Source organism: Marinifilum breve (genome assembly GCF_003202155.1).
GTDB lineage: Bacteria > Bacteroidota > Bacteroidia > Bacteroidales > Marinifilaceae > Marinifilum > Marinifilum breve.
Genome location: NZ_QFLI01000001.1, coordinates 418,688 through 440,386, shown reverse-complemented (window position 1 = coordinate 440,386; position 21,699 = coordinate 418,688). Strand labels below are relative to the sequence as shown.

12 protein-coding genes are annotated in these 21,699 nt (G+C 38.1%); 11 read left to right on the top strand and 1 reads right to left on the bottom strand.

The genetic code is table 11. The annotated features are described in order from the left end of the window. Positions 1–6 precede the first annotated feature (6 nt). The 11 genes from DF185_RS01765 (at position 7) to DF185_RS01715 (ending at position 20,992) form a co-directional block, all read left to right on the top strand. Complete coding sequence (locus DF185_RS01765) at positions 7–1,578, top strand: SusD/RagB family nutrient-binding outer membrane lipoprotein (RefSeq protein WP_110359003.1); 1,572 nt, start codon at positions 7–9, stop codon at positions 1,576–1,578. 20 nt (positions 1,579–1,598) lie between these two features. Further along, positions 1,599–3,464 (top strand): LamG domain-containing protein, encoded by a 1,866-nt coding sequence (locus DF185_RS01760; RefSeq protein WP_110359002.1) that lies wholly within the window; start codon positions 1,599–1,601, stop codon positions 3,462–3,464. 218 nt (positions 3,465–3,682) lie between these two features. Continuing rightward, positions 3,683–5,959 carry a GH92 family glycosyl hydrolase gene (locus DF185_RS01755; RefSeq protein ID WP_110359001.1) on the top strand — a complete coding sequence of 759 codons (2,277 nt, stop codon included), beginning with the start codon at positions 3,683–3,685 and terminating at the stop codon, positions 5,957–5,959. 77 nt (positions 5,960–6,036) lie between these two features. Continuing rightward, positions 6,037–8,337, top strand: coding sequence for a GH92 family glycosyl hydrolase (locus tag DF185_RS01750; RefSeq protein ID WP_110359000.1), 2,301 nt, complete (start codon positions 6,037–6,039; stop codon positions 8,335–8,337). 122 nt (positions 8,338–8,459) lie between these two features. Further along, positions 8,460–10,121: a PNGase F N-terminal domain-containing protein gene (locus DF185_RS01745; protein WP_110358999.1), complete on the top strand. Its 1,662-nt coding sequence runs from the start codon at positions 8,460–8,462 to the stop codon at positions 10,119–10,121. An 83-nt stretch (positions 10,122–10,204) separates the two neighbouring features. Continuing rightward, on the top strand, positions 10,205–11,632 hold the full coding sequence (locus tag DF185_RS01740) for a glycoside hydrolase family 125 protein (RefSeq protein WP_243421742.1): 1,428 nt from the start codon (positions 10,205–10,207) through the stop codon (positions 11,630–11,632). A gap of 2 nt (positions 11,633–11,634) precedes the next feature. Beyond that, complete coding sequence (locus tag DF185_RS01735; RefSeq protein ID WP_110358997.1) at positions 11,635–13,674, top strand: kojibiose hydrolase; 2,040 nt, start codon at positions 11,635–11,637, stop codon at positions 13,672–13,674. Positions 13,675–13,677: 3 nt separating this feature from the next. Continuing rightward, the gene (locus DF185_RS01730; protein WP_110358996.1) at positions 13,678–15,690 is read left to right on the top strand and encodes a glycoside hydrolase family 97 protein; all 2,013 of its coding nucleotides are present in this window, start codon (positions 13,678–13,680) and stop codon (positions 15,688–15,690) included. Positions 15,691–15,876: 186 nt separating this feature from the next. Then, positions 15,877–18,123 (top strand): GH92 family glycosyl hydrolase, encoded by a 2,247-nt coding sequence (locus DF185_RS01725; protein ID WP_110358995.1) that lies wholly within the window; start codon positions 15,877–15,879, stop codon positions 18,121–18,123. A 10-nt stretch (positions 18,124–18,133) separates the two neighbouring features. Continuing rightward, entirely contained in the window at positions 18,134–20,017 is a 1,884-nt protein-coding gene (locus DF185_RS01720) for a sodium:solute symporter family protein (protein ID WP_110358994.1), read from the top strand. Between the two features lie 6 nt (positions 20,018–20,023). Next, positions 20,024–20,992, top strand: coding sequence for a glycoside hydrolase family 130 protein (locus DF185_RS01715; protein ID WP_110358993.1), 969 nt, complete (start codon positions 20,024–20,026; stop codon positions 20,990–20,992). Between the two features lie 73 nt (positions 20,993–21,065). Here the strand turns inward: DF185_RS01715 and DF185_RS01710 are convergent, their stop codons facing one another. Continuing rightward, positions 21,066–21,611, bottom strand: coding sequence for a hypothetical protein (locus DF185_RS01710; protein ID WP_110358992.1), 546 nt, complete (start codon positions 21,609–21,611; stop codon positions 21,066–21,068). Between the last annotated feature and the right edge of the window lie 88 nt (positions 21,612–21,699).

Sequence of the window (21,699 nt, the reverse complement as noted above, 5' to 3'; positions counted from 1 at the left end):
AACAACATGAAATTTAATAATTATATATACGCATTGCTTGGAATACTGCTGTTTAGCCAAGCTTGTTCCGATGATTTTGGAGATATGAATGTTCCTTCGGATTCAGCAACTCAAGTTGAACCAAGATTCTTTCTTCATGATATGCAAATGGAGGTATTTGCTAACTATCAGCGAAATGTAAATTTATATCCTGATTTATACTCTCAATACTGGGCCAATACGGTTTCAGGATTTGGATCAGCTCGTTACGAATATGTTGATGGATGGATTGGAAACCAGTGGAAAGAATTCTATACCCGTCAATTGCCTAAATCAATAGCAATTAGCGATACATATGGTGAAGATCCATACTATGTGGATGCCATTGCCATCAAAGAGATTTGGATATGTTACTACTGGTCAAGAATGACTGATTCATATGGTGATATTCCTTATTTTGGTGTTGGAAAAGGGGAATCTGTAGCCTATAATCCACAAAGTGAAGTGTACGCTGATTTGTTCAAGCGATTGGATAATGCCGTTAATAGCATTACTGGAGATGCTGCTCAATATAGGTATTCAGATGGATATGATTTGATCTATGATGGAGATGCCTTGCAATGGAGAAAGTTTGGTAACTCACTTCGTTTGAGATTGGCGATGCGAATTTCCAATGTCGATCCTGAAAAAGCGAAAACAGAAGCGTTGGCAGCAATCAACGGACCTGGTGGAGTTTTTGAATCAAATGCAGATGTTGTGAAAGTTCCAATGTGGAGCAAAGGATGGAACGATTATTTGCACCAAATGGGATGGAGTTGGAACAACATTCGCATGTCGAAAACTATGTCTGATTATCTGTACAATACATCATCCGTTGGTGAAGATCCAAGAACACCAAAATGGTTTACTTACCAAAGAACGGTAGATGATAAGAAAGTTGGCCAGACAAAAGAGCAGGTTGGCAAAGAAAAATACTTTGGACTGGAGAATGGATTTAATACGGTTCCAGCAAAAGTGAAAGAGGATTTTGCAGCCATTAATTTAACTGGTGGTTATATCGATTTTGTTGGTGATGGTGGAGAACACAAGATGTATTGTCCTGTAATGTTCTTTTCTGAAGTACAATTCTTAAAGGCAGAAGCAGCATTGAGAGGCTGGATTAGCGAAGATGCAAATGCTTTGTATTTAAGTGGTGTTCAGGCTTCAATGGACTATGTTGGTGTTGCTTCTTCAGATGCAACTGATTACATCAATGGTTTGTCAAACCTGGGTGGTTCAAATGAAGAACAGTTAAAGCAAATCATTACTCAAAAATGGATTGCCAACTTCCCTAACGGAGTTGAAGGATGGGCTGATTTTAGAAGAACTGATTATCCGGACATTACTTTACCAAAAGATGGTGTTAGTGGAAGTTCAACTGTGGACGCTGGCAGTTGGGTAAAACGTATTCGTTACCCAAACAATCAGCACGAGCAAAATAGTGCCAATATTCCATCTTCAATGAATACCAAAGATACGGATAAAATGGGCATTCGTGTTTGGTGGGATACTGCTAACACTAGGGATAAAGTTGGTGGTTTAATGAGTAGCAATTTCTAATATCTCAAAATCTTTAAGAAATGAAAGCAATTAAATTAAATATAAAAATGTTGTCGTACCTGGCTGCTTTCCTTATGGTGTTTGCCTTTGCAGCTTGTGATGATGACGATAATGGAGGTGGAAATTACGAAACCGCTTCATTAGATGCTTTAATTACTGAGGCAGAAAGCTTAATCGCAAATAGCGAGGAAGGAATTAGCCCGGGAGACTACAAGCCTGGCTCTAAGAAAGAACTTCAGGAGGTTATCAATTGGGTGAACTGGGCCGTTGAGCGTGCAGACTCTCAGGATGACATCGTTGATGCAGTGAATAAACTTCAAATTTATATCAATAAATTCAAAGGTAATATTGTACAACTAGCAGTACCGATTATCGATCAGACCAATGATACTTATATCAAGATCTCTGATAATATCTTACCGGTATTTGCTAAGAGTTTTACAATCGAAACTAAGATCTATGTAGTTGATTTAGCTCAAAAGGGATATTCAAACAACATTTTCGCAACTGAGCAATCAGGTCCTGATAGTGGTTTTGTGATCCGTTACTTCAACGATGGTAACATCCACTTGAATGTAGGTAACGGTAGCGGATGGGATCAGGTTGAAACCGGAGCTGGAACCATGAAAGCGGGAGAATGGATGCATGTTGCATTTGTAAATGAAATTTCTAGCCAGAAGCTTTACATTAATGGTGTTGAAGTGGCTGCTCAAACTAAAACATACTCACCAGCTCCAGTAGCATCTTTCGTACTTGGAAATGGTCCAACCTGGACTGATCGTATTATCAATGGTATGCTAAAGGATGTGAGAGTTTGGTCTACAGCAAGAACTGCTGATCAGATTGCAAGCAACCAGGATGCTACATTCGAAGGAACTGAGGAAGGTTTGGCAATGTATTTCCCATTCGATGCTGATTTAGGAACTAACTTCAAGGATGTTACCGGAAATTATACTGCAACTTTTAAAGGTAGTGTATCATGGGCAGCAGATGGAATTCCACCAGTAATCGAGCTTAACTATGATGGATTGAATGCAGCAATTGCCGATGTTTCAGATCTTAAGAACAGCGTTGTTGAAGGTGAAAATGATGGTGACTATCCTGTCGGAACAATTGAATATTTACAATCATTGATTGATGAAGGTACAGCATTGTTGACAGCGGCTAAAAAGCAGGCTGAGTTAGATGAGAAAGCTGAATTCATTACAAGCAAACTTACTTTGGTTCAGGAAAATTTGGTAGCTGATGCAACTGGTGTTTATGTTGATCGTGATAATCCAAAAGCAATTGGTTTCAGAATTACACCTAACTACACTCCTCAAGGTGATTACACTGTAGAGTTTGATGTACGTGTGAAGTCATTGGGAATGTACGGAACAGGAGAATTCTTTAACAATGGTAACTACGGTATTTGGGTGTATGGTTACAAAGAGTTAACTGAAGAAGCATTATTGTCATCAGGTGGACTTTGGAACTTTACCAACGCAGGTAGTGGTTGGCAAGGACCAAAAGCTGAAGCTCTTTCAATCAAGTCTGGAGAGTGGCAGCATGTTGCTATCGTTCACGATAACACAGCAAGAACAACAACTTTATATGTTGATGGCGTAGAAAAAGGTGTTCAAACCGACATAGGAGCTCCTGAAGTTTCAGGTTGGGGAGAAATGTGGCTTGGAAACGGCTGGGGTAAAATGCATGGTTCTATCAAAGATTTCCGTCTTTGGGATGTTGCACGCGATGCTGTTGATTTAGATGCAGATATCGATGGTACTGAAGCTGGACTAAATGCTTACTTCCCACTAAACAAAGTTGGTGGTGTTAAGTTTAAAGATGTTACCGGTAACTATCATGGAGAGATGAGAGGAATCTCATGGAATGTTATTAAGTAATAATTACTTACAACTTATTTGGGAGCTGCTTTCCGGCAGCTCCCATTATCAATATAACCTACGGGTAAAAAAATAGAATAATAGGTTTGCTTCTACCTAATATAAAAAGAAGGATTGTTTTGTAGCCTTTTCGCAAAAGGTATATTAAATTAGAGAAATATTAGAGCGATAAGCTTATTATATATCAACCTTATTACTAAACCATATAGTAAAACCAAATGCAAAAATTAAAATCAATCAAAACACTAGGATTGTCATTTTTGTTGGGTGCACTTGCATCCTGTCAGCTAACAAGTGGTAGCACAAATGATGATAGTTTAACTCAATATGTTGACCCATATATTGGATCAGGGGGACATGGTCATGTGTTTGTTGGAGCCAGTGTACCTTTTGGAGCAATTCAGGCTGGACCTAGCAATTTTCATAAAGGATGGGATTGGTGTTCATCATATCACTATTCAGATAGTATTGTTAAGGGATTTTCCCACTTGCATTTGAATGGAACAGGTTGCACTGATTTGGGCGAGTTTTTAATTATGCCAGCTGTAGGTGAATTAAAAATAAATCCAGGTTCCCAGGAAAATCCGGAATCTGGTTATGCTTCATATTACAGTCATGATACTGAAAAAGCCGAAGCGGGTTATTATAAAGTGTTTTTGGATACCTATAATGTAGGTGTTGAAATGACAAGCACCGAAAGAGTTGCCATGCATCAAATTACCTATCCAAAATCAGAACAAGCCAGATTAATTATTGATTTAAAGGAAGGTAATGGAGATCAGGCAACGGAAACTTTCTTTCATAAGGTAAATGATACCATTGTGGCAGGTTATCGCTTTTCTAAAGGATGGGCTGCAGATCAACGTGAGTATTTTGCAATGGTTTTGTCAAAGCCAGTTAAAAATATCATGGTTTATAATGGCGATCAAAAATTAGATGGAGATGCTGGTAAAGGGAAAGCTATTAAAGCATTTCTTAATTTTATTACAGAATCTTTTGAGAAGGTTCAGGTGAAGTTTGGTATGTCTCCGGTAAGTATGGAAAATGCATTGCTAAATATCAAAGCGGAAATGCCAAATTGGAATTTCGATGAGATTCTTGCTGCAAACAAAGCCAAATGGAACAAGGAACTTGAAAAAATTCATATTGAAACTCAAGACGAAAAAGACAAAAGAGTTTTCTATACTGCCATGTATCATACCCTAATTGCTCCTAACATTTTTGATGATGTGAACGGTGATTATAGAGGTACAGACAAAGAGGTTTACAATAATACCAACAGTACAAATTACACCCTGTTCTCGTTATGGGATACTTACAGAACAGCTCATCCATTGTATACAATTACACAACAGGAAAGAGTTCCTGATATGATCAACTCGATGCTTGAAATTTATAAGCACCAAGGTAAGCTTCCTGTATGGCATTTAAGAGGAAACGAAACAAATACAATGGTTGGATACAGTGCGGTACCAGTGGTTGTAGATGCTTGTCTTAAAGGATTTTCAGGGATTGATATCAATTTGGCATATGAAGCTGTTAAAACTACTGCAATGGGTGATTTTGAACCTGGAGTAAAAGAATTGCAGAAGTATGGATACATTCCTTGCGATATGATGCACGAATCGGTTGCAAGTGCTATGGAATATGCGATTAGCGATTGGGGAATTGCACAGTTGGCAAAAAAACTTGGTAAACATGATGATGCCAAGTATTTTACAGAAAGAGCTAAGGCTTACCAAAAATATTTCGATCCAAATGATAAGTTCATGAAAGGCAGAATGAAAGATGGTAGCTGGAGAGCTCCATTTGATCCTTTATCAGCACAGCATAGAGTAAATGATTATTGTGAAGGAAATGCATGGCAATATCTTTGGTTGGTTCCACAAGATCCGGAAGGCTTAATTCAATTATTGGGAGGGGATGAACCATTTCTTACAAAATTGGACAGTTTATTCTCTATTTCTTCAGAATTAGAAGAAGGAGCTTCTGCCGATATTACCGGATTAATTGGACAATATGCACATGGAAACGAACCAAGTCATCACATAACTTATTTGTATGCATATGCAGGAGAACAATTCAAAACTGCCGATAAAGTAGATTATATCCTTAACGAATTATATACTGATAAGCCTGATGGCTTATGTGGAAATGAGGATTGTGGTCAAATGTCAGCTTGGTATGTAATGTCATCTATGGGATTTTATCCTGTAAATCCTTCCAATGGTGCTTATGTATTTGGTAGACCGTTATTTGATAAAGTGAGCATTAATCTAAGTGCAGACAAATCGTTTACAATCATTGCCAATAACAATAGTAAAGAGAATATTTACATCCAGTCGGTGAAGTTAAATGGACAGGACTATACCAAGTCATTCATAACTCATAAAGATATCATGAATGGAGGAGAGTTGATATTTGAGATGGACTCAAAACCGAATAAAGAATTTGGTTTTAAAATAAAGGATAGACCGAAATCAATAGTATACTAAGAATTAATGAAATTCTTGTATTAGATGTTAATTGAAGAAAATAGTTATACCATTTGTCGATTTAACTACTAAAGAAAATGAAGAGAGTAAATATTCTAATAGTTCTAATGGCTTTCATGGTCTTCCATGTAGGAGCACAAGTTGTAACTAAAAGCAGTACCGGTTCTACTGTTGATATGGTTAACCCATTAATGGGAACAGATTCTGAACATGCACTTTCCAACGGAAATACTTACCCTGCAATTGCAGTACCCTGGGGAATGAATTTTTGGACACCGCAAACCGGTAAAATGGGAGATGGTTGGACTTATGCATACGATGCAAAAAAAATAAGAGGGATTAAGCAAACACATCAGCCAAGTCCATGGATTAATGATTATGCAGCTTTTTCTTTAATGGCTGTAACAGGTGAATTAAAATTTAAAGAAGATGAAAGAGCATCCTGGTTTTCGCATAAAGCTGAAGATGCCAAACCATACGCATATGAAGTTTACCTGGCTGACTATGATGTAAAAACAGAGGTAACACCAACAGAGCGTGCTGCCATGTTTCGTTTCACTTTTCCGGAAAACGACAATTCTTACATTCTCTTGGATGCTTACAACGAAGGTTCTGAAGTTAAAATCATCCCTGAAGAACGCAAGATTATTGGATACTGTAGAAACAATAGTGGTGGAGTTCCTGAGAACTTCCACAATTATTTTGTTGCTGAATTCGATAAGGATTTTGAAATTGTTCATACCTGGAATGAGGATCAACTAAATGAGAAATCAAAGAATGCTACCGGTGATCATGTTGGTGCTGTGATCGGCTTTAAAACCAAAAAAGGCGAAGAGGTACATGTAAAAGTAGCATCATCTTTTATCAGCAAAGCACAGGCTCAACTGAACCTGTCAAGAGAAATTGGAAATAAAAATTACAAGCAGCTTAAGAAAGAAGCAAAACAAGCCTGGGAAAAGGAATTCGCAAGAATCAAAGTAGAAGGTGGAACTGATGATCAGTTGGAAACATTCTATTCCTGTTTGTACAGAGTACTGCTATTCCCACGCAAGTTTTACGAAATAAACGATAAAAATGAAGTAATTCATTACAGTCCTTACAATGGAGAGATACTGCCCGGCTACATGTTTACAGATAATGGCTTTTGGGATACATTCCGGGCGGTATTTCCATTTTTTACAGTAATGTATCCTGAATTAAATGCCCAAATTATGGAAGGTCTTGTGAATACTTACAAGGAGAGTGGTTGGTTGCCTGAGTGGGCAAGCCCTGGGCACCGTGGTTGTATGATTGGCTCCAATTCTGCATCACTTATCTCTGATGCTTACCTAAAAGGAATCAGAGGTTATGATATAGAGACATTGTATGAAGCAATCATTAAAAATACAAATGGATATAACAAGGAGATAACTTCTGTAGGTAGATATGGTGCGGAATACTACAACAAATTAGGATATGTACCTTACAATGTTGGGATTCATGAAAATACTGCAAGAACATTAGAATATGCTTACGCCGATTTTTGTGTTTGGAAACTGGCCCAGGAGTTAGGACGCCCTCAGGAAGAGATTGATTTGTTTGCAAAGAGAGCACAAAATTTTAAAAATGTCTTTGATAAAGAATCAGGCTTAATGCGAGGCAAGAATGAAGATGGTACTTTCCAATCGCCGTTTAATCCTTTGAAATGGGGTGATGCCTTTACAGAAGGAAACAGCTTGCATTACACTTGGTCGGTTTTTCAGGATATTAATGGTTTGATCGATTTAATGGGAGGAAAAGATAAATTCATCTCTACATTAGATGGTGTTTTCGAAATGCCCCCAAAATTCGATGATTCCTATTATGGATTTACCATTCATGAGATTCGTGAAATGCAAATTGTAAACATGGGGAACTATGCGCATGGTAACCAACCTATTCAGCATATGATATACCTTTACAATTATGCTGGAGAACCATGGAAAACACAAAGCCGTGTCCGCGAAGTGATGGATAAATTATATACACCACAGGCTGATGGTTATTGTGGAGATGAAGACAATGGACAAACCTCTGCATGGTATGTATTCAGTGCTATGGGATTCTATCCTGTATGCCCAGGTACTGATGAATATGTATTGGGTTCTCCAATATTCGATAAAGTGACATTAACATTGGAGAATGGAAATACCTTTACAATTTCAAGTTCAAACAATTCAAAAGAAAATGTATTTGTGAACAATGTAAGCCTCAATGGAAAGTCATACGATTTGAATTACATCAAACACGAAAACATTCAGAATGGAGGAGAACTGAACTTTAAAATGTCAGATCAACCCAATAAGGAAAGAGGGAGCAAAGCTGACGCTTATCCTTACTCAATGAGCAATCAGAAATAATCCACTAATTTGTTAAGCCAAAGGAATAATATGTATTAAACCAGTTAATGATTCGATTACCATCTTAGGTATTTACTAAGGTTTACTGTTATTCCTTTGGCTTCTTATTTTAATACAAGTCTATGAAAACAAGAATACTATTCCTGGTAAGCATATTATCTTTTTCTCTTTTGGTATCAGGAGCAGAGAAAAAAGAGAAGGGGTTTAAGATTAGCTATGAGCAATACAGTCATGGTAAACTGGTTCCCAATAGAGGTGTAACAGCAACTGTTATCAATGGGATCGTGCAATTATCAAACTCGTCAAAGGTTGAAAGCTTCTTTATTAATTACAAGTCCAAGAGTGTGGTGAAGGTACTGAACTTTAAAGATGGACAATTTCAGCAAATCACACCATTTTCAGAATTACCTACAGCAAAAGAAACCAACGAGAAGGAGACCATTTTAGGTTATGAATGTAAAAAAGCCAGTTTCCTTATTTTTTCAAATAGAGTTGATGTTTGGTATACTACCGAAGCAAAAGTAAGTGCATCGCCATCCTTATCTGTAATTATCGACAATGGATTGGTGTTAAAATACGTGGTTAATGGGAATCGTACCATCCTGGCAAAATCCATTGAGAAAGAAAAGGGTGTTATGAATTACCCTGATGAAACAGCTGCTGAAATTAGCCAGGCCGTTTATCGAGAGTTAATTATTAAATCAAGATACAAGACCATTCCTGTATTTGATAAGGAGCAGATCAATTTTCAGGGAGGTATAACGAATCCTAAGGAAGAGATTCTCAACCATACCTATCGTTTTTCAAAGGGTACGGTGATCATGAAAAAGATTAAGTTACTTGACATGAACCCGGAAGGTAGTATTTTCGTGAAGCTTACAAACTGGTCGAATGGAGATGCTTACGACAGAACAGGCTGTGTATTTACAATAGCTAACGATGATAAAAAGTCGATGCTAACAGCCCTGAAAAATGGAAAGGAAGAGCTACCTGTTTATATTGACAATAAGGGAGTGGAATACCAGGGTGTAGTGAGCGATGATAAGTATTCTGTACCTGTAGAGCTGATGAGATTCTTTACCTCATTTGGAGTGGGACATTTTAATGAGAAGAGACCGATCAATAATTACAATTGGCAGGATTCTGTTGTCTACAAACAAGAAGTTACAGAATTAATTCCTTTACAAGAGGATGAAATTTGGATTGGTGTGTTCATTGGAAATTACGACAAGGGAGGTCATAAAGTGAGCCTGGAGTTGAATTATTATCCTCCGTTTGAAGATACTGCTGCGACAGAGAAATATATTCAACCACTATTTTATACTTTGAACGTGATGGAGGCAAGTGGTCAAAATTACGGTCGCATGTTTAAAAATGATACGCTATCGGTTCAATTCACTTTAGAGGAAGGTGTTGAAAATCCAAAACTCTTGTATACCACAACTGGTCATGGCGGATGGGGAAATGGAGATGAATTTGTTCCCAAACTAAATAAGATTTTTATAGATGATAAATTGGTGTTTTCACACGTGCCATGGCGTAGTGATTGTGCCACATACAGAATGTCAAATCCGGCGTCTGGAAATTTTGGAAACGGATTGTCAAGCAGTGATCTCAGTCGTTCCAATTGGTGTCCTGCAACCTTAACACCTCCTTATTACATCCCTCTTAGTAATTTAAAAGCAGGGAAGCACGTTATTAAGGTTGTAATTGACCAGGGAGACGATGAAGGATCAAGTTTTAACCACTGGAGTGTATCTGGAATTATTGTTGGCGATCAATAAGTCGATAACTGATCAAAGGCTTACGATTTTTATTGTAAGCCTTTGTTTTTACTGGTAACCCTTTAACCTCAAATACAATCATGATGAAAAGAAGAACTTTTTTAAAAAATTCACTACTATTTACAGGTGGAATAAGCCTGATAGGTACAAAGAGTTTGGCAATAAATAAAGATTTGAAATATATATCGAACAGACCGGAAACAAAAAATAGAAAGTTTGTTAGTAAAGCTGTAGACCTTAAGATTGATGAGGTGAAAAAAGCCATCTCCAACTATGAGTTGGCCTGGATGTTCGAGAACTGTTTTCCAAATACATTAGACACAACGGTAACTTATTCTGAAGAAGATGGAAGACCTGATTCTTTTGTGATCACGGGAGATATTCATGCCATGTGGTTAAGAGATTCTACCGCACAAGTATGGCCATATTTGCCTTTGGTGAATGATGATGAACAGCTCCGAAAATTGTTCCAGGGCCTTATTAACCGACAAAGCAAATGCATCAATATCGATCCATATGCCAATGCGTTTAACAAAGGGGCAGAAGGTTCTCATTGGGAGAGTGATCAAACAGATATGAAGCCTGAATTACACGAGAGAAAATGGGAAATAGATTCATTGTGTTATGCAATTAGGCTGGCTTATCATTATTGGAAGAAAACCAATGATACCTCCTGTTTTGATGCTAACTGGGTAAAGGCAATGAAATCGGTGGTGCGAACATTCCAAGAACAACAGCGAAAGGAAGGTAAGGGGCCGTACTCTTTTTTAAGAACCACGAGCAAACCTACCGACTCACAGCCAGGAAATGGTTACGGAAACCCTATCAATCCTGTTGGCCTTATTGTTTCTTCCTTCCGTCCGTCTGATGATGCTACCATTTTTCCATTTTTAATTCCTTCAAACTATTTCGCGGTGGTTTCACTTAAGCAGTTGACTGAGATCTTAAATTCTTTGGGTATTGAAAAGGAATTGTCAAAATCGGCTTTCCTCTTGGCAGAAGAGGTGGAAGTAGCTCTGGAGAAATATGCAAGTGCTGATGACCTTACCTATGGTAAAACTTTGGCTTTTGAGGTAGATGGTTTCGGTAATCAGCTGTTTATGGATGATGCAAATATACCAAGCTTACTTTCATTGCCTTATTTGGGAGCAGTAGATCAGGAGTCTAAGTTGTATCAGAATACAAGAAAATTCATCTTGAGTAAAAATAACCCTTGGTTCTTCGAGGGAAAGGCTGCAGAAGGTATTGGAGGTCCACATGTGGGAGTAGACATGATTTGGCCAATGAGTATCATTATGAGGGCAATGACCTCAGACAATGATCAGGAGATTCTGAAATGTCTGAAAATGTTAATGAATACTCATGCAGGAACAGGTTTTATGCATGAAACCTTCCATAAAGACAAGCCTGAACATTTTACTCGTTCATGGTTTGCCTGGGCAAACACATTGTTTGGAGAGTTGATTTTGAAGATTTACAATGAAAAACCTGAATTGCTAAAACGCATATAATAATGAATACATACTATAGATGTTTATGTCTTTTAGCCTTGTGTGTTGTGTTTTGCTTTGGTGTGAATGCACAAACAAAACAAGAAGCAGGGTGGGTAATTGAAACAAATGATTACTCTGACTATACGGGTGTTGCCATTGCCAATGGACGCATAGGTCTGTTGCCATCCAAAGAACCAGGCAAAACGAAAGCCATCATTTTAAATCATGTTTTCGATAAAGAGTCAAAATATGGTGTGAGTAAGGTTTTATTGGGAATTAATTTCGCAAATCTTGAGATTGTTATTGAAGGGGATACATTAAAAGCTGACAATTGCACCTCATGGACTCAAAAGTTGGATATGAAAAATGCAGCTTTAACAAGCACCTGCAGGTTTAAGAATTATGCTGATTTTTCTTTCACTTCTTATGCTTTGCGAGGCATGCCTTATACAGGCATGATCGATGTTGAGATTATTCCATTGATCAGAAATTTGAAAGTGCAGGTAGGGGGACAAATCGTTTGTCCTAACGAATATAAAAATGTTGAGTCTGGTTTCCGTGTAATGCAGGATTTGGATGCCAGAATGCCAGTTCTTCAAACCATAGCTGATAGTCCTTTTGAAAAACATCAAATGGCTACTTCTGCTACATTTATTTTCGACGAGGAAACACCTGAATTAAAACACAGCGTAAAAGGGGCATATCATCATGAGTTGGTTTTTACAAAGGAGTTGAAAAAAGGGGAGAAGTATAGCTTTGCCTGGGCTGGGGCCGCATGTACCTCTCAAAATTTTGATGATCCTAAGAGTGAGTCTGAAAGGATGGTTGTTTTTCAGCTGTTGGGAAATAAAGAATCAGTAATCGAAAGACACCAAGAGCTGTGGGAAGAATTATGGCAGGGTGATATTGTAATTGAAGGAGATATAGAGTCTCAGCAGGATGTTCGCCTGGCTTTGTATCACTTGTATTCTTTCTCGAGAGATGATTCAAATTTGAGTATTCCGCCAATGGGATTATCGGCTCAAGGCTACAACGGACATGTTTTCTGGGATACAGAATTGTGGATGTATCCGCCTTTGTTAGTGTTTAATCAGGGTATTGCCCATTCACTTTTAAACTATAGATTTCACAGGCTTGAAAAGGCGAAAAAGAAAGCTGCCAACTTTGGATATGAGGGAGCCATGTTTCCCTGGGAGTCTGATGATACAGGCGAGGAGGCAACTCCAACCTGGGCTTTAACGGGAACTTTCGAACATCATATTACTGCTGATATTGGTATTGCCTTTTGGAACTATTACAGGCTAAGCAAAGACAAACAGTGGCTGAAAGAAGTTGGTTTTCCGGTATTGAAAGAGGTGGCCGATTTCTGGGTGAGTCGATCTGTTAAAAATGAAGATGGTTCATATTCCATCAATAATGTGGTAGGAGCCAATGAGTTTTATCATCATGCTGATGACAATGCATTTACCAACGGAGCTGCAAAAACAGCATTGGAATATGCAGTGAAGGCTGCGAAAGAACTTGACCTGTCTCCCAATAGTCAATGGAGTAAAATTTCCAAAGCTTTGCGATTTCACTATTTCCCAAATGGAACAATGAAAGAAAACAGAACCTACAATGGGGAGGTAATCAAACAGGCTGATGTGAATTTATTGGCATATCCACTGAATATCGTGAGTAAGCCTGAAGACATTCGCAGGGACTTGGCTTATTATGAGCCAAAAATGGCCCCGGAAGGACCAGCCATGTCTCATTCCGTATTGGCTGTTCTTTATGCCAGATTGGGAGAAGCGGATAAGGCATTTGAGTTATTTAAAAGAGCTTACGAACCAAATAAAAGACCTCCTTTTGGAGCTTTGGCTGAATCGGCTTTTAGTAACAACCCATACTTTGCAACGGGTGCGGGAGGTATGCTGCAATCTGTGATTTTTGGTTTTGCAGGCCTAAAAATAACCGACGAGGGAATTGAGCAGGGTAATACATGTCTTCCAAAACAGTGGAGAAGCTTGACCATTAAAGGGATTGGTTGTGATAAGAAAACATATGTGATTGAAAATTAATTTATGAGAGTAAGAGTAGTATTCCTCGCTTTGTGCGCTGGATTGATGAGTTTATCCTGTTCTTTGGATAATAGAGTGGAGGTGAAATCTCCCAATGGAGAATTGAAGTATGAATTATACGTTAACGATCAAGGTCGTCTGTCCTATGAATTATCATTGGGACAAGCTAAGTTGATTAATGAATCCAAACTTGGATTGGAAGCTGCACAGAGCAGGCTTTCTATCGAAAATGTAAAGATCGTTGATAAGAAAATTATTGAAGTTGATGAGGTCTGGAATGCTGTGTGGGGCCAAAACAAAAGAATCAAAAACAACTATAATCAGTTGGTTTTAGATTTGATTACCTCAAAAGGACTGCAGTTTCAATTACAAGTGAAAGTATATGATGATGGTGTTGGTTTCAGATATAAAATTCCTGAGCAAACAGGTATTGATAGCATTTTCATTACCGATGAAAAGACAGAGTTTAACCTGACTCAAAATGGTACAGCCTGGTCTATTCCTGCTAATTTCGATAGCTATGAGATGCTATATCAAACTACTAAAATTGATGAGGTAAAAGGAGCCAATACTCCTGTAACCTTCAAAACCAATGATGGAGTTTATTTAAGTATTCATGAGGCAAACCTGACAGACTATGCTGGCATGACTTTGCAAAATACAGGCGGAACAAATTTCGAAGCCAATTTGGTGCCTTGGCCTGATGGAGTGAAAGTAAAAGCCAAAGGTTCTCTTTTGACTCCCTGGAGAACGATTACAATTAGCAAGAATGCAGTAGGATTAGTAGAATCAAATCTGATTCAAAATTTAAACGAACCATGTGTATTGGAGAATACCGATTGGATTGAGCCAATGAAATATATTGGTATTTGGTGGGGCATGCACCTGGGAGTGGAAACCTGGACTATGGGCCCAAAGCATGGAGCCAGAACTGAAAATATGAAGGCGTATATCGACTTTGCTGCCGATCACAATGTTCAGGCAGTGCTTGCCGAAGGATGGAATACAGGTTGGGAAAACTGGGGGAAAGCACGTGCTTTTGACCAGCAAACTCCTTATGCTGACTTTGACTTTGATGAGGTGGTTCGATATGCAAATGCAAAAGGTGTGGAACTGATTGGACATCATGAAACTGGTGGCGACTATATTTACTATGAGGAGTGCATGGACAAGGCTTTTTCCATGCTAAGAGATAATGGTATTCGAGTTCTAAAAACTGGATATGCCGGTCCAATACCAAATGGTCATTACCATCATGGACAGAAGATGGTACAACACTACAGAAAGGTTGTGGAAAAGGCTGCAAAGTACAATTTAATGATCGATGCTCACGAACCAATTAAAGCAACAGGAATCAGCCGTACATATCCCAACATGATGACTCGCGAAGGTGCACGAGGCATGGAGTGGAATGGCTGGAGCGAAGGAAATCCTCCCGAGCATTATGTGATTCTTCCTTTTACCAGATGTTTGGGTGGACCAATTGACTACACACCAGGTATATTTGATATTCTATACAAAAACAGGAAGGAGTATACCAAATGGAACAGCAATGATAAAGGAAATAGCCGAGTGAATACAACGCTTGCCAAACAATTGGCTCTATGGGTCTGCCTGTATAGTCCATTGCAAATGGCATCGGATATGGTAAGCAATTACAAAGATCAGCCAGCATTTGAATTCTTTGAATTGCTTCCTGCCGATTTTGATGAATCAAAAGTTCTATTGGCGGAGATTGGTGATGTGTATTCGGTTGCTCGTCGAAAAGACAAGAACTGGTATATCGGAACAATTACTGATGAAAACAGAAGAAGTGTAGAGCTTGACTTATCCTTTTTAGAGGATGGTAAAAAATATATGGCAAGTATTTTTGAGGATGGAGATAATGCAAATCTCGAAAATAACCCTACAGATATTAATATTCGAAAAGTAGAGGTTGATTCGAAAACTGTATTGTCAGTAAAAATGATTGAAAGTGGAGGTCAAGCAGTTGCAATTGTTCCTGTTGTGAATTAATTTGTCATTGCAATTGATTAATGATTCAATTGGTAGATTAACCTCAATATTAATCACCATTTAATCTTGAATGCTTTATTTTGAATTATAGATTAGAAATTAGTAAACCGATCGGGAGAAAGCTTGGCTGGCGATAGTCCCGTTCGGTATTATTTTTAAACCCACGATTACAATAAAACCTAACTAATGAAGCGCTTTATAGGAATTTCAATTCTACTGTTCTTTTGTTTTAATGGCTTTGGTCAGTATTCCCAATATGTAAATCCTTTTATTGGAACTACGAATTTTGGAACCACAAATCCAGGGGCCATTGTGCCGCGAGGAATGGTTTCGGTAACTCCATTTAATGTTTCCGGATCTGATATCAATAAATACGATAAGGATGCACGGTGGTGGTCTACACCATACTCATGGGATAACCCTTACCTTACCGGATTTTCTCACGTAAATTTAAGTGGAGTGGGCTGTCCGGAACTTGGTGTAATTTTATTGATGCCAACCACAGGAAAAGTCAATGCTGACCACAAGCAATATGGTTCTGTTATGAAGAACCAAAAGGCAACACCAGGCTATTATGCCACTAATTTAGAAAAGTACAACATCAAGGCAGAGTTGAGTTCTACAAAGCGAACAGGAATTAGTCGATATACTTTCCCAAAAGGAGAATCGAATATTCTATTGAATCTTGGATTGGGTTTAACAAACGAGCTAGGAGCTAAAGTAAGAATTGTTAGTAACAAGGAAATTGAAGGTTCTCGAATGACGGGTACTTTCTGTTACAATGATGGTTCGGAGCGTCCTGTCTATTTTGTGGCTCGATTCAGCAAACCAGCAAAGAACTTTGGAGTATGGAAAAACATGCCAAAACTACAAGCAGAAGCAGCTTGGAGTAAAACTTCGGGAGAATACAAATACTACAATGGCTTTACCAGAGAAATGTTTGGTAACGAAATTGGAGCTTATTTCACATTTGATACAGAAGAAAACGAACAAATTATTGTAGAAGTTGGAGTTTCATATGTCAGCATCGAAAATGCTAGATTAAACCTTAAAGCTGAGTCGAATGATTTTGATTTTGAGAAAACTAGAGCAGAAGCAGAAAAAGAGTGGAACGATATTTTAGGTAGAGTTAAGGTTGAAGGTGGAACAAAAGATCAGAAAACCATTTTCTACACGGCTTTGTATCATACTCAAATTCATCCGAATACCATTAATGATGTAAATGGGCAATATCCAGCAATGGAATCTTTCGAAATTAAGGAAACCAATGATTGCAATCGCTACACAGTGTTTTCACTTTGGGATACTTACCGAAATTTTCACCCATTAATGGCTCTGCTTTATCCACAAGAACAATTGGATATGGTTCGCTCGATGCTAGATATGTACAAGGAAAGTGGCTGGCTACCTAAATGGGAACTGAATTCAAAGGAAACACATGTAATGGAAGGCGATCCATCAATTCCGGTAATTGTCGATTCTTATTTGAGAGGCTTAACCGATTTTGATGTAGATGCCGCTTACGAGGCAATGTATAAATCAGCTACTATAGAAGGAGCAAAAAATAAGTTGCGTCCTGATATTGATCATTACCTGGCAGAAGGATATGTGCCAATTGAAGAGGAATTTGATAATTCGGTATCGCATGCATTGGAATATTACATTGCCGATTGGAACCTAGCTCAGTTTGCAAAGGCATTGGGTAAGAAAGCAGATTATAAGAAGTTTTTAAATCAATCCTTAGGTTATAAAAATTACTATTCGAAAGAATTTGGCGTATTGAGACCTAAGCTTGCCGATGGTACTTTCCTTAAGAATTTCGATCCAAAGCAAGGTGAAAACTTTGAGCCATGTCCTGGATTCCACGAGGGAACATCATGGCAATATACTTTTTGCGTGCCTCATGACATTAAAGGACTGACCAAATTAATGGGTGGCAAAAAGAATTTCGTAAACAAGCTACAGAAAGTATTCGATGAGGATCTTTTCGATATGGCCAACGAGCCGGATATCCATTACCCATTCCTGTTCAACTATTTTAAAGGGGAAGAGTGGAGAACACAGAAAGAAGTTCGTCGCTTGGTGGATGAATACTATAAAAATGCACCTGATGGAATTCCGGGGAACGACGATTGTGGAACACTTTCAGCATGGATTGTTTACAGCATGATGGGCATGTATCCTGTTTGTCCTGGAGATACAGATTACGCATTAACTTCTCCTGTTTTCGATAAAGTTACCATCGAGCTGAATCAAGAATTTTATCCTGGAAAGAAACTGGAAATTGTTACGAAAAAGAAGAATGCCAATGATATTTACATCAAGAGCATTAAAAGAAATGGTTCAAATCATTCCAGCTACTTTATTAATCATGACGATTTGGTTAAAGGAGGAACAATTGAATTTGAATTAAAACCAGAAAGTAAAAACTAAATAGAATATAATGAATCTATCAGTACTCGACATATCCATCATTATCGGATACATTGTTCTAACCATTGTAATTGGTTACTTGTTGTCTGCAAAGGCATCAAAAAACTTATCGAACTACTTTTTGGGAGGAAATAAAATTCCCTGGTACATGCTTGGAGTTTCCAATGCATCTGGAATGTTCGATATTACTGGGACCATGTGGACGGTTACCATATTGTTTGTATATGGTTTAAAATCGGTTTGGATTCCTTGGTTGTGGCCCGTTTGGAACCAGATTTTCCTGATGATGTTTTTGGCAATTTGGTTACGAAGATCGAATGTAATGACGGGGGCAGAGTGGTTAAAAACCAGATTTGGAGATGACAAAGGTTCGCAATTATCTCACCTGATTGTGGTACTATTTGCCATTGTGAGTGTAATTGGATTTATTACATATGGATTTGTTGGAGTAGGGAAGTTTGCCCAAACATTTTTTCCTTGGAATCTACAAAGCTATATAATGGGAATTACCATTAGTTCTGAGAACATGTATGCCATTATCATTATGGGTGTAACCACTCTTTACGTGATAAAAGGGGGGATGTACTCGGTGGTATTTACCGAAGTTTTGCAGTTTGTAATTATGACCATTGCCTGTATTATGGTAGGAGTAATTGCCATGTCTTTGGTTACTCCTGAACAAATATCCACTGCAATTCCTGAAGGTTGGAAAGATGTATTCTTTGGTTGGAATCTGGATTTGAATTGGGATCATTTGATACCAGCGGTAAACAACAAAATTGACACCGATGGTTATTCATTGTTTTCGGTATTAATGATGATGATGATATTCAAAGGAATGCTAGTAAGTATTGCAGGACCAGTGCCAAGTTACGACATGCAAAGAATCTTATCTACAGAAACTCCTAAGGATGCTGCCAAAATGAGCGGTATTGTTTCTTTGGTTCTTTTTGTTCCAAGATATTTGATGATTACAGGATTAGCTGTACTTGCACTGGTGTATCTCGCACCTGAATTCAATAAAATGGGCGACAATATCGACTTTGAAATGGTATTGCCTTATGCACTGAGCAACTTTATTCCTGTGGGAGCAAAAGGATTACTACTTGCAGGTTTGGTAGCAGCTTTCATGTCTACCTTTGCTGCAAATGTAAATGCAGGTCCGGCTTACATTGTTAATGATATCTACAAGAAATTTATTAACCCCAATGCATCGCAAAAGAAATACATTCGAATGTCATATTTGGCATCATTTGCTGTAGTAGCAGTAGGTATCTTCTTCGGATTCTTTGCAGAAAGTATCGATACAGTAATGAAATGGTTAGTGGGGGCATTGTTCGGAGGCTATACCGCATCCAACCTATTAAAATGGATTTGGTGGAGATTTAATGGATATGGTTATTTTACAGGAATGTTAGCTGGTTTACTGGCATCATTAATAGCACCATTGGCTTTCCCTGAAGTTTCGCCTATTTATGCATTCCCTTTTATTTTCTTGTTTGCATTGGCTGCTTCTGTAATTGGAAGTTTGGTCACCAAACCCGAACCTGATGAGGTATTGATTAAATTCTATGATAGTGTTCGTCCTTGGGGATTTTGGAAACCAGTTTATCTGAAATTGAAAGAACAAAAGCCGGAGGCGAAACCAAATAATGATTTTTGGAGAGATATGATGAACTGTACCATTGGTACGGGTTGGCAAATGATGTTGGTGTTGATTCCAATTTACCTGGTAATTGGTGAATTTATGTCTTTAACCTGGGTAATTCTATTATTTGCTGCATCGAGTGTTGTACTGTACTTTACCTGGTACAAGAAGCTGAAAGATTATCCTGAGGATTATAAATGTGAAGTGAAAAAAGAGGAAGAAATTAAAGAAACTGAATTAGTATAAAATCAAATGACAAAACAAGTTAATATGCCGTGGGAGGAACGTCCTGAAGGATGTTCGGATGTGATGTGGAGGTATTCTCAAAATCCTGTTATTGGAAGGTATGATATACCTAGTTCAAACAGTATTTTTAATAGTGCCGTTGTACCTTTTGAGGATGGTTTTGCAGGTGTATTCCGTTGCGATAACAAGGCGGTACAAATGAATATTTTTGCTGGTTTCAGTAAGGATGGTATCAATTGGGAGATCAATCATGACCCAATAGAGATGGTAGCTGGAAATACCGAAATGATTGAATCGGACTATAAATACGATCCGCGTGTTTGTTGGATAGAAGACCGATATTGGATTACCTGGTGCAACGGATATCACGGACCAACAATTGGTATTGCATATACCTTCGATTTTAGGACTTTCCACCAGTGCGAGAATGCATTTCTTCCTTTCAACAGAAATGGCGTATTGTTTCCCGAAAAGATTGATGGGAAGTATGCCATGTTGAGTCGTCCGAGTGATAATGGGCATACATCTTTCGGTGATATTTACATCTCTTATAGTCCTGATATGAAATATTGGGGAGAGCACCGTTGTGTAATGAAAGTAGCCGATTTTACTGATAGTGCATGGCAGTGTACCAAAATAGGAGCAGGCTCGGTACCCATGCGCACCGAAGAAGGTTGGTTGATGTTTTATCATGGGGTAATCAATACCTGTAATGGTTTCCGTTATTCAATGGGAGCGGCTTTGTTGGATTTGGAAAATCCTGACAAGGTATTGTACCGTTCAAAGCCTTATTTATTGGCACCTGCTGCACCTTACGAATTGGCTGGCGATGTGCCAAACGTGGTGTTCCCATGTGCTGCTTTAACAGAAGAAAACAAAGTTGCAGTTTATTATGGAGCTGCCGATACGGTTGTTGGAATGGCCTTTGGATATGTTGATGAGATTATCGATTTCTTGAAGAAGAATTCTTTGTAGATAGGTTAGGATTAATTACAAAAAAGGATGAAACCCATTGGTTTCATCCTTTTTTAGTATCAGGTTAATACTTTTAGCCAAAAATAAAGAAGTAAAATGCACTTATAGTAAAAGGCATACTAAGCAGCATGAGTATCATAAAATTTTTCATTGCAGAAGGATGATTTTCCTTGCTGTATTGAGGATTCTCTTCTTTCATTCTTGCTTTAATAAAATCAGTGATGGCATCGTCAGCCATGGTTCTTTTTTGAGATTGTGAAGGCATAAAGCAAATCTTCTTTGTATCTCCCGACTTTTGGTCAAAATACTTAATGGTCATGAACCAAGGTCCAGCCAAATCGAACTTGGCAACACTTTCAACATCAGAATAGGGAATTAACTTTCTTTCTCTTCCCTTAACCAATATGCCTTTTTCTAATGTGGTAATTTTCTTTAACCTGAATGGTACTTGTATAAAGAAAATAGAGAGCCACACCGATACAATTGCAAAGGCTATTTTAAAACCATCTGGTGCTGTATCAACAAATCCAGAAGCCAGGAAGGAAGTCCCAAAGCCTAAAATGAATAGAAAGGGAAAATAGTATTTAAAGAATACGGTTTGTTTTGAGCTTGCGTACATAGGTTTAGAGTGTTAGTAGGTTTAATTTCTTTTACAATATACATGTAAAATTTCTATTGTAAAAAAAGAGAGGTGACTATTAACAATA

Coding starts and splice junctions, on each gene's coding strand:
- DF185_RS01715 (WP_110358993.1), top strand. CDS start 20,024: ATGACAAAACAAGTTAATATGCCGTGGGAGGAACGTCCTGAAGGATGT.
- DF185_RS01740 (WP_243421742.1), top strand. CDS start 10,205: ATGAAAAGAAGAACTTTTTTAAAAAATTCACTACTATTTACAGGTGGA.
- DF185_RS01750 (WP_110359000.1), top strand. CDS start 6,037: ATGAAGAGAGTAAATATTCTAATAGTTCTAATGGCTTTCATGGTCTTC.
- DF185_RS01745 (WP_110358999.1), top strand. CDS start 8,460: ATGAAAACAAGAATACTATTCCTGGTAAGCATATTATCTTTTTCTCTT.
- DF185_RS01735 (WP_110358997.1), top strand. CDS start 11,635: ATGAATACATACTATAGATGTTTATGTCTTTTAGCCTTGTGTGTTGTG.
- DF185_RS01710 (WP_110358992.1), bottom strand. CDS start 21,611: ATGTACGCAAGCTCAAAACAAACCGTATTCTTTAAATACTATTTTCCC.
- DF185_RS01765 (WP_110359003.1), top strand. CDS start 7: ATGAAATTTAATAATTATATATACGCATTGCTTGGAATACTGCTGTTT.
- DF185_RS01755 (WP_110359001.1), top strand. CDS start 3,683: ATGCAAAAATTAAAATCAATCAAAACACTAGGATTGTCATTTTTGTTG.
- DF185_RS01725 (WP_110358995.1), top strand. CDS start 15,877: ATGAAGCGCTTTATAGGAATTTCAATTCTACTGTTCTTTTGTTTTAAT.
- DF185_RS01730 (WP_110358996.1), top strand. CDS start 13,678: ATGAGAGTAAGAGTAGTATTCCTCGCTTTGTGCGCTGGATTGATGAGT.
- DF185_RS01760 (WP_110359002.1), top strand. CDS start 1,599: ATGAAAGCAATTAAATTAAATATAAAAATGTTGTCGTACCTGGCTGCT.
- DF185_RS01720 (WP_110358994.1), top strand. CDS start 18,134: ATGAATCTATCAGTACTCGACATATCCATCATTATCGGATACATTGTT.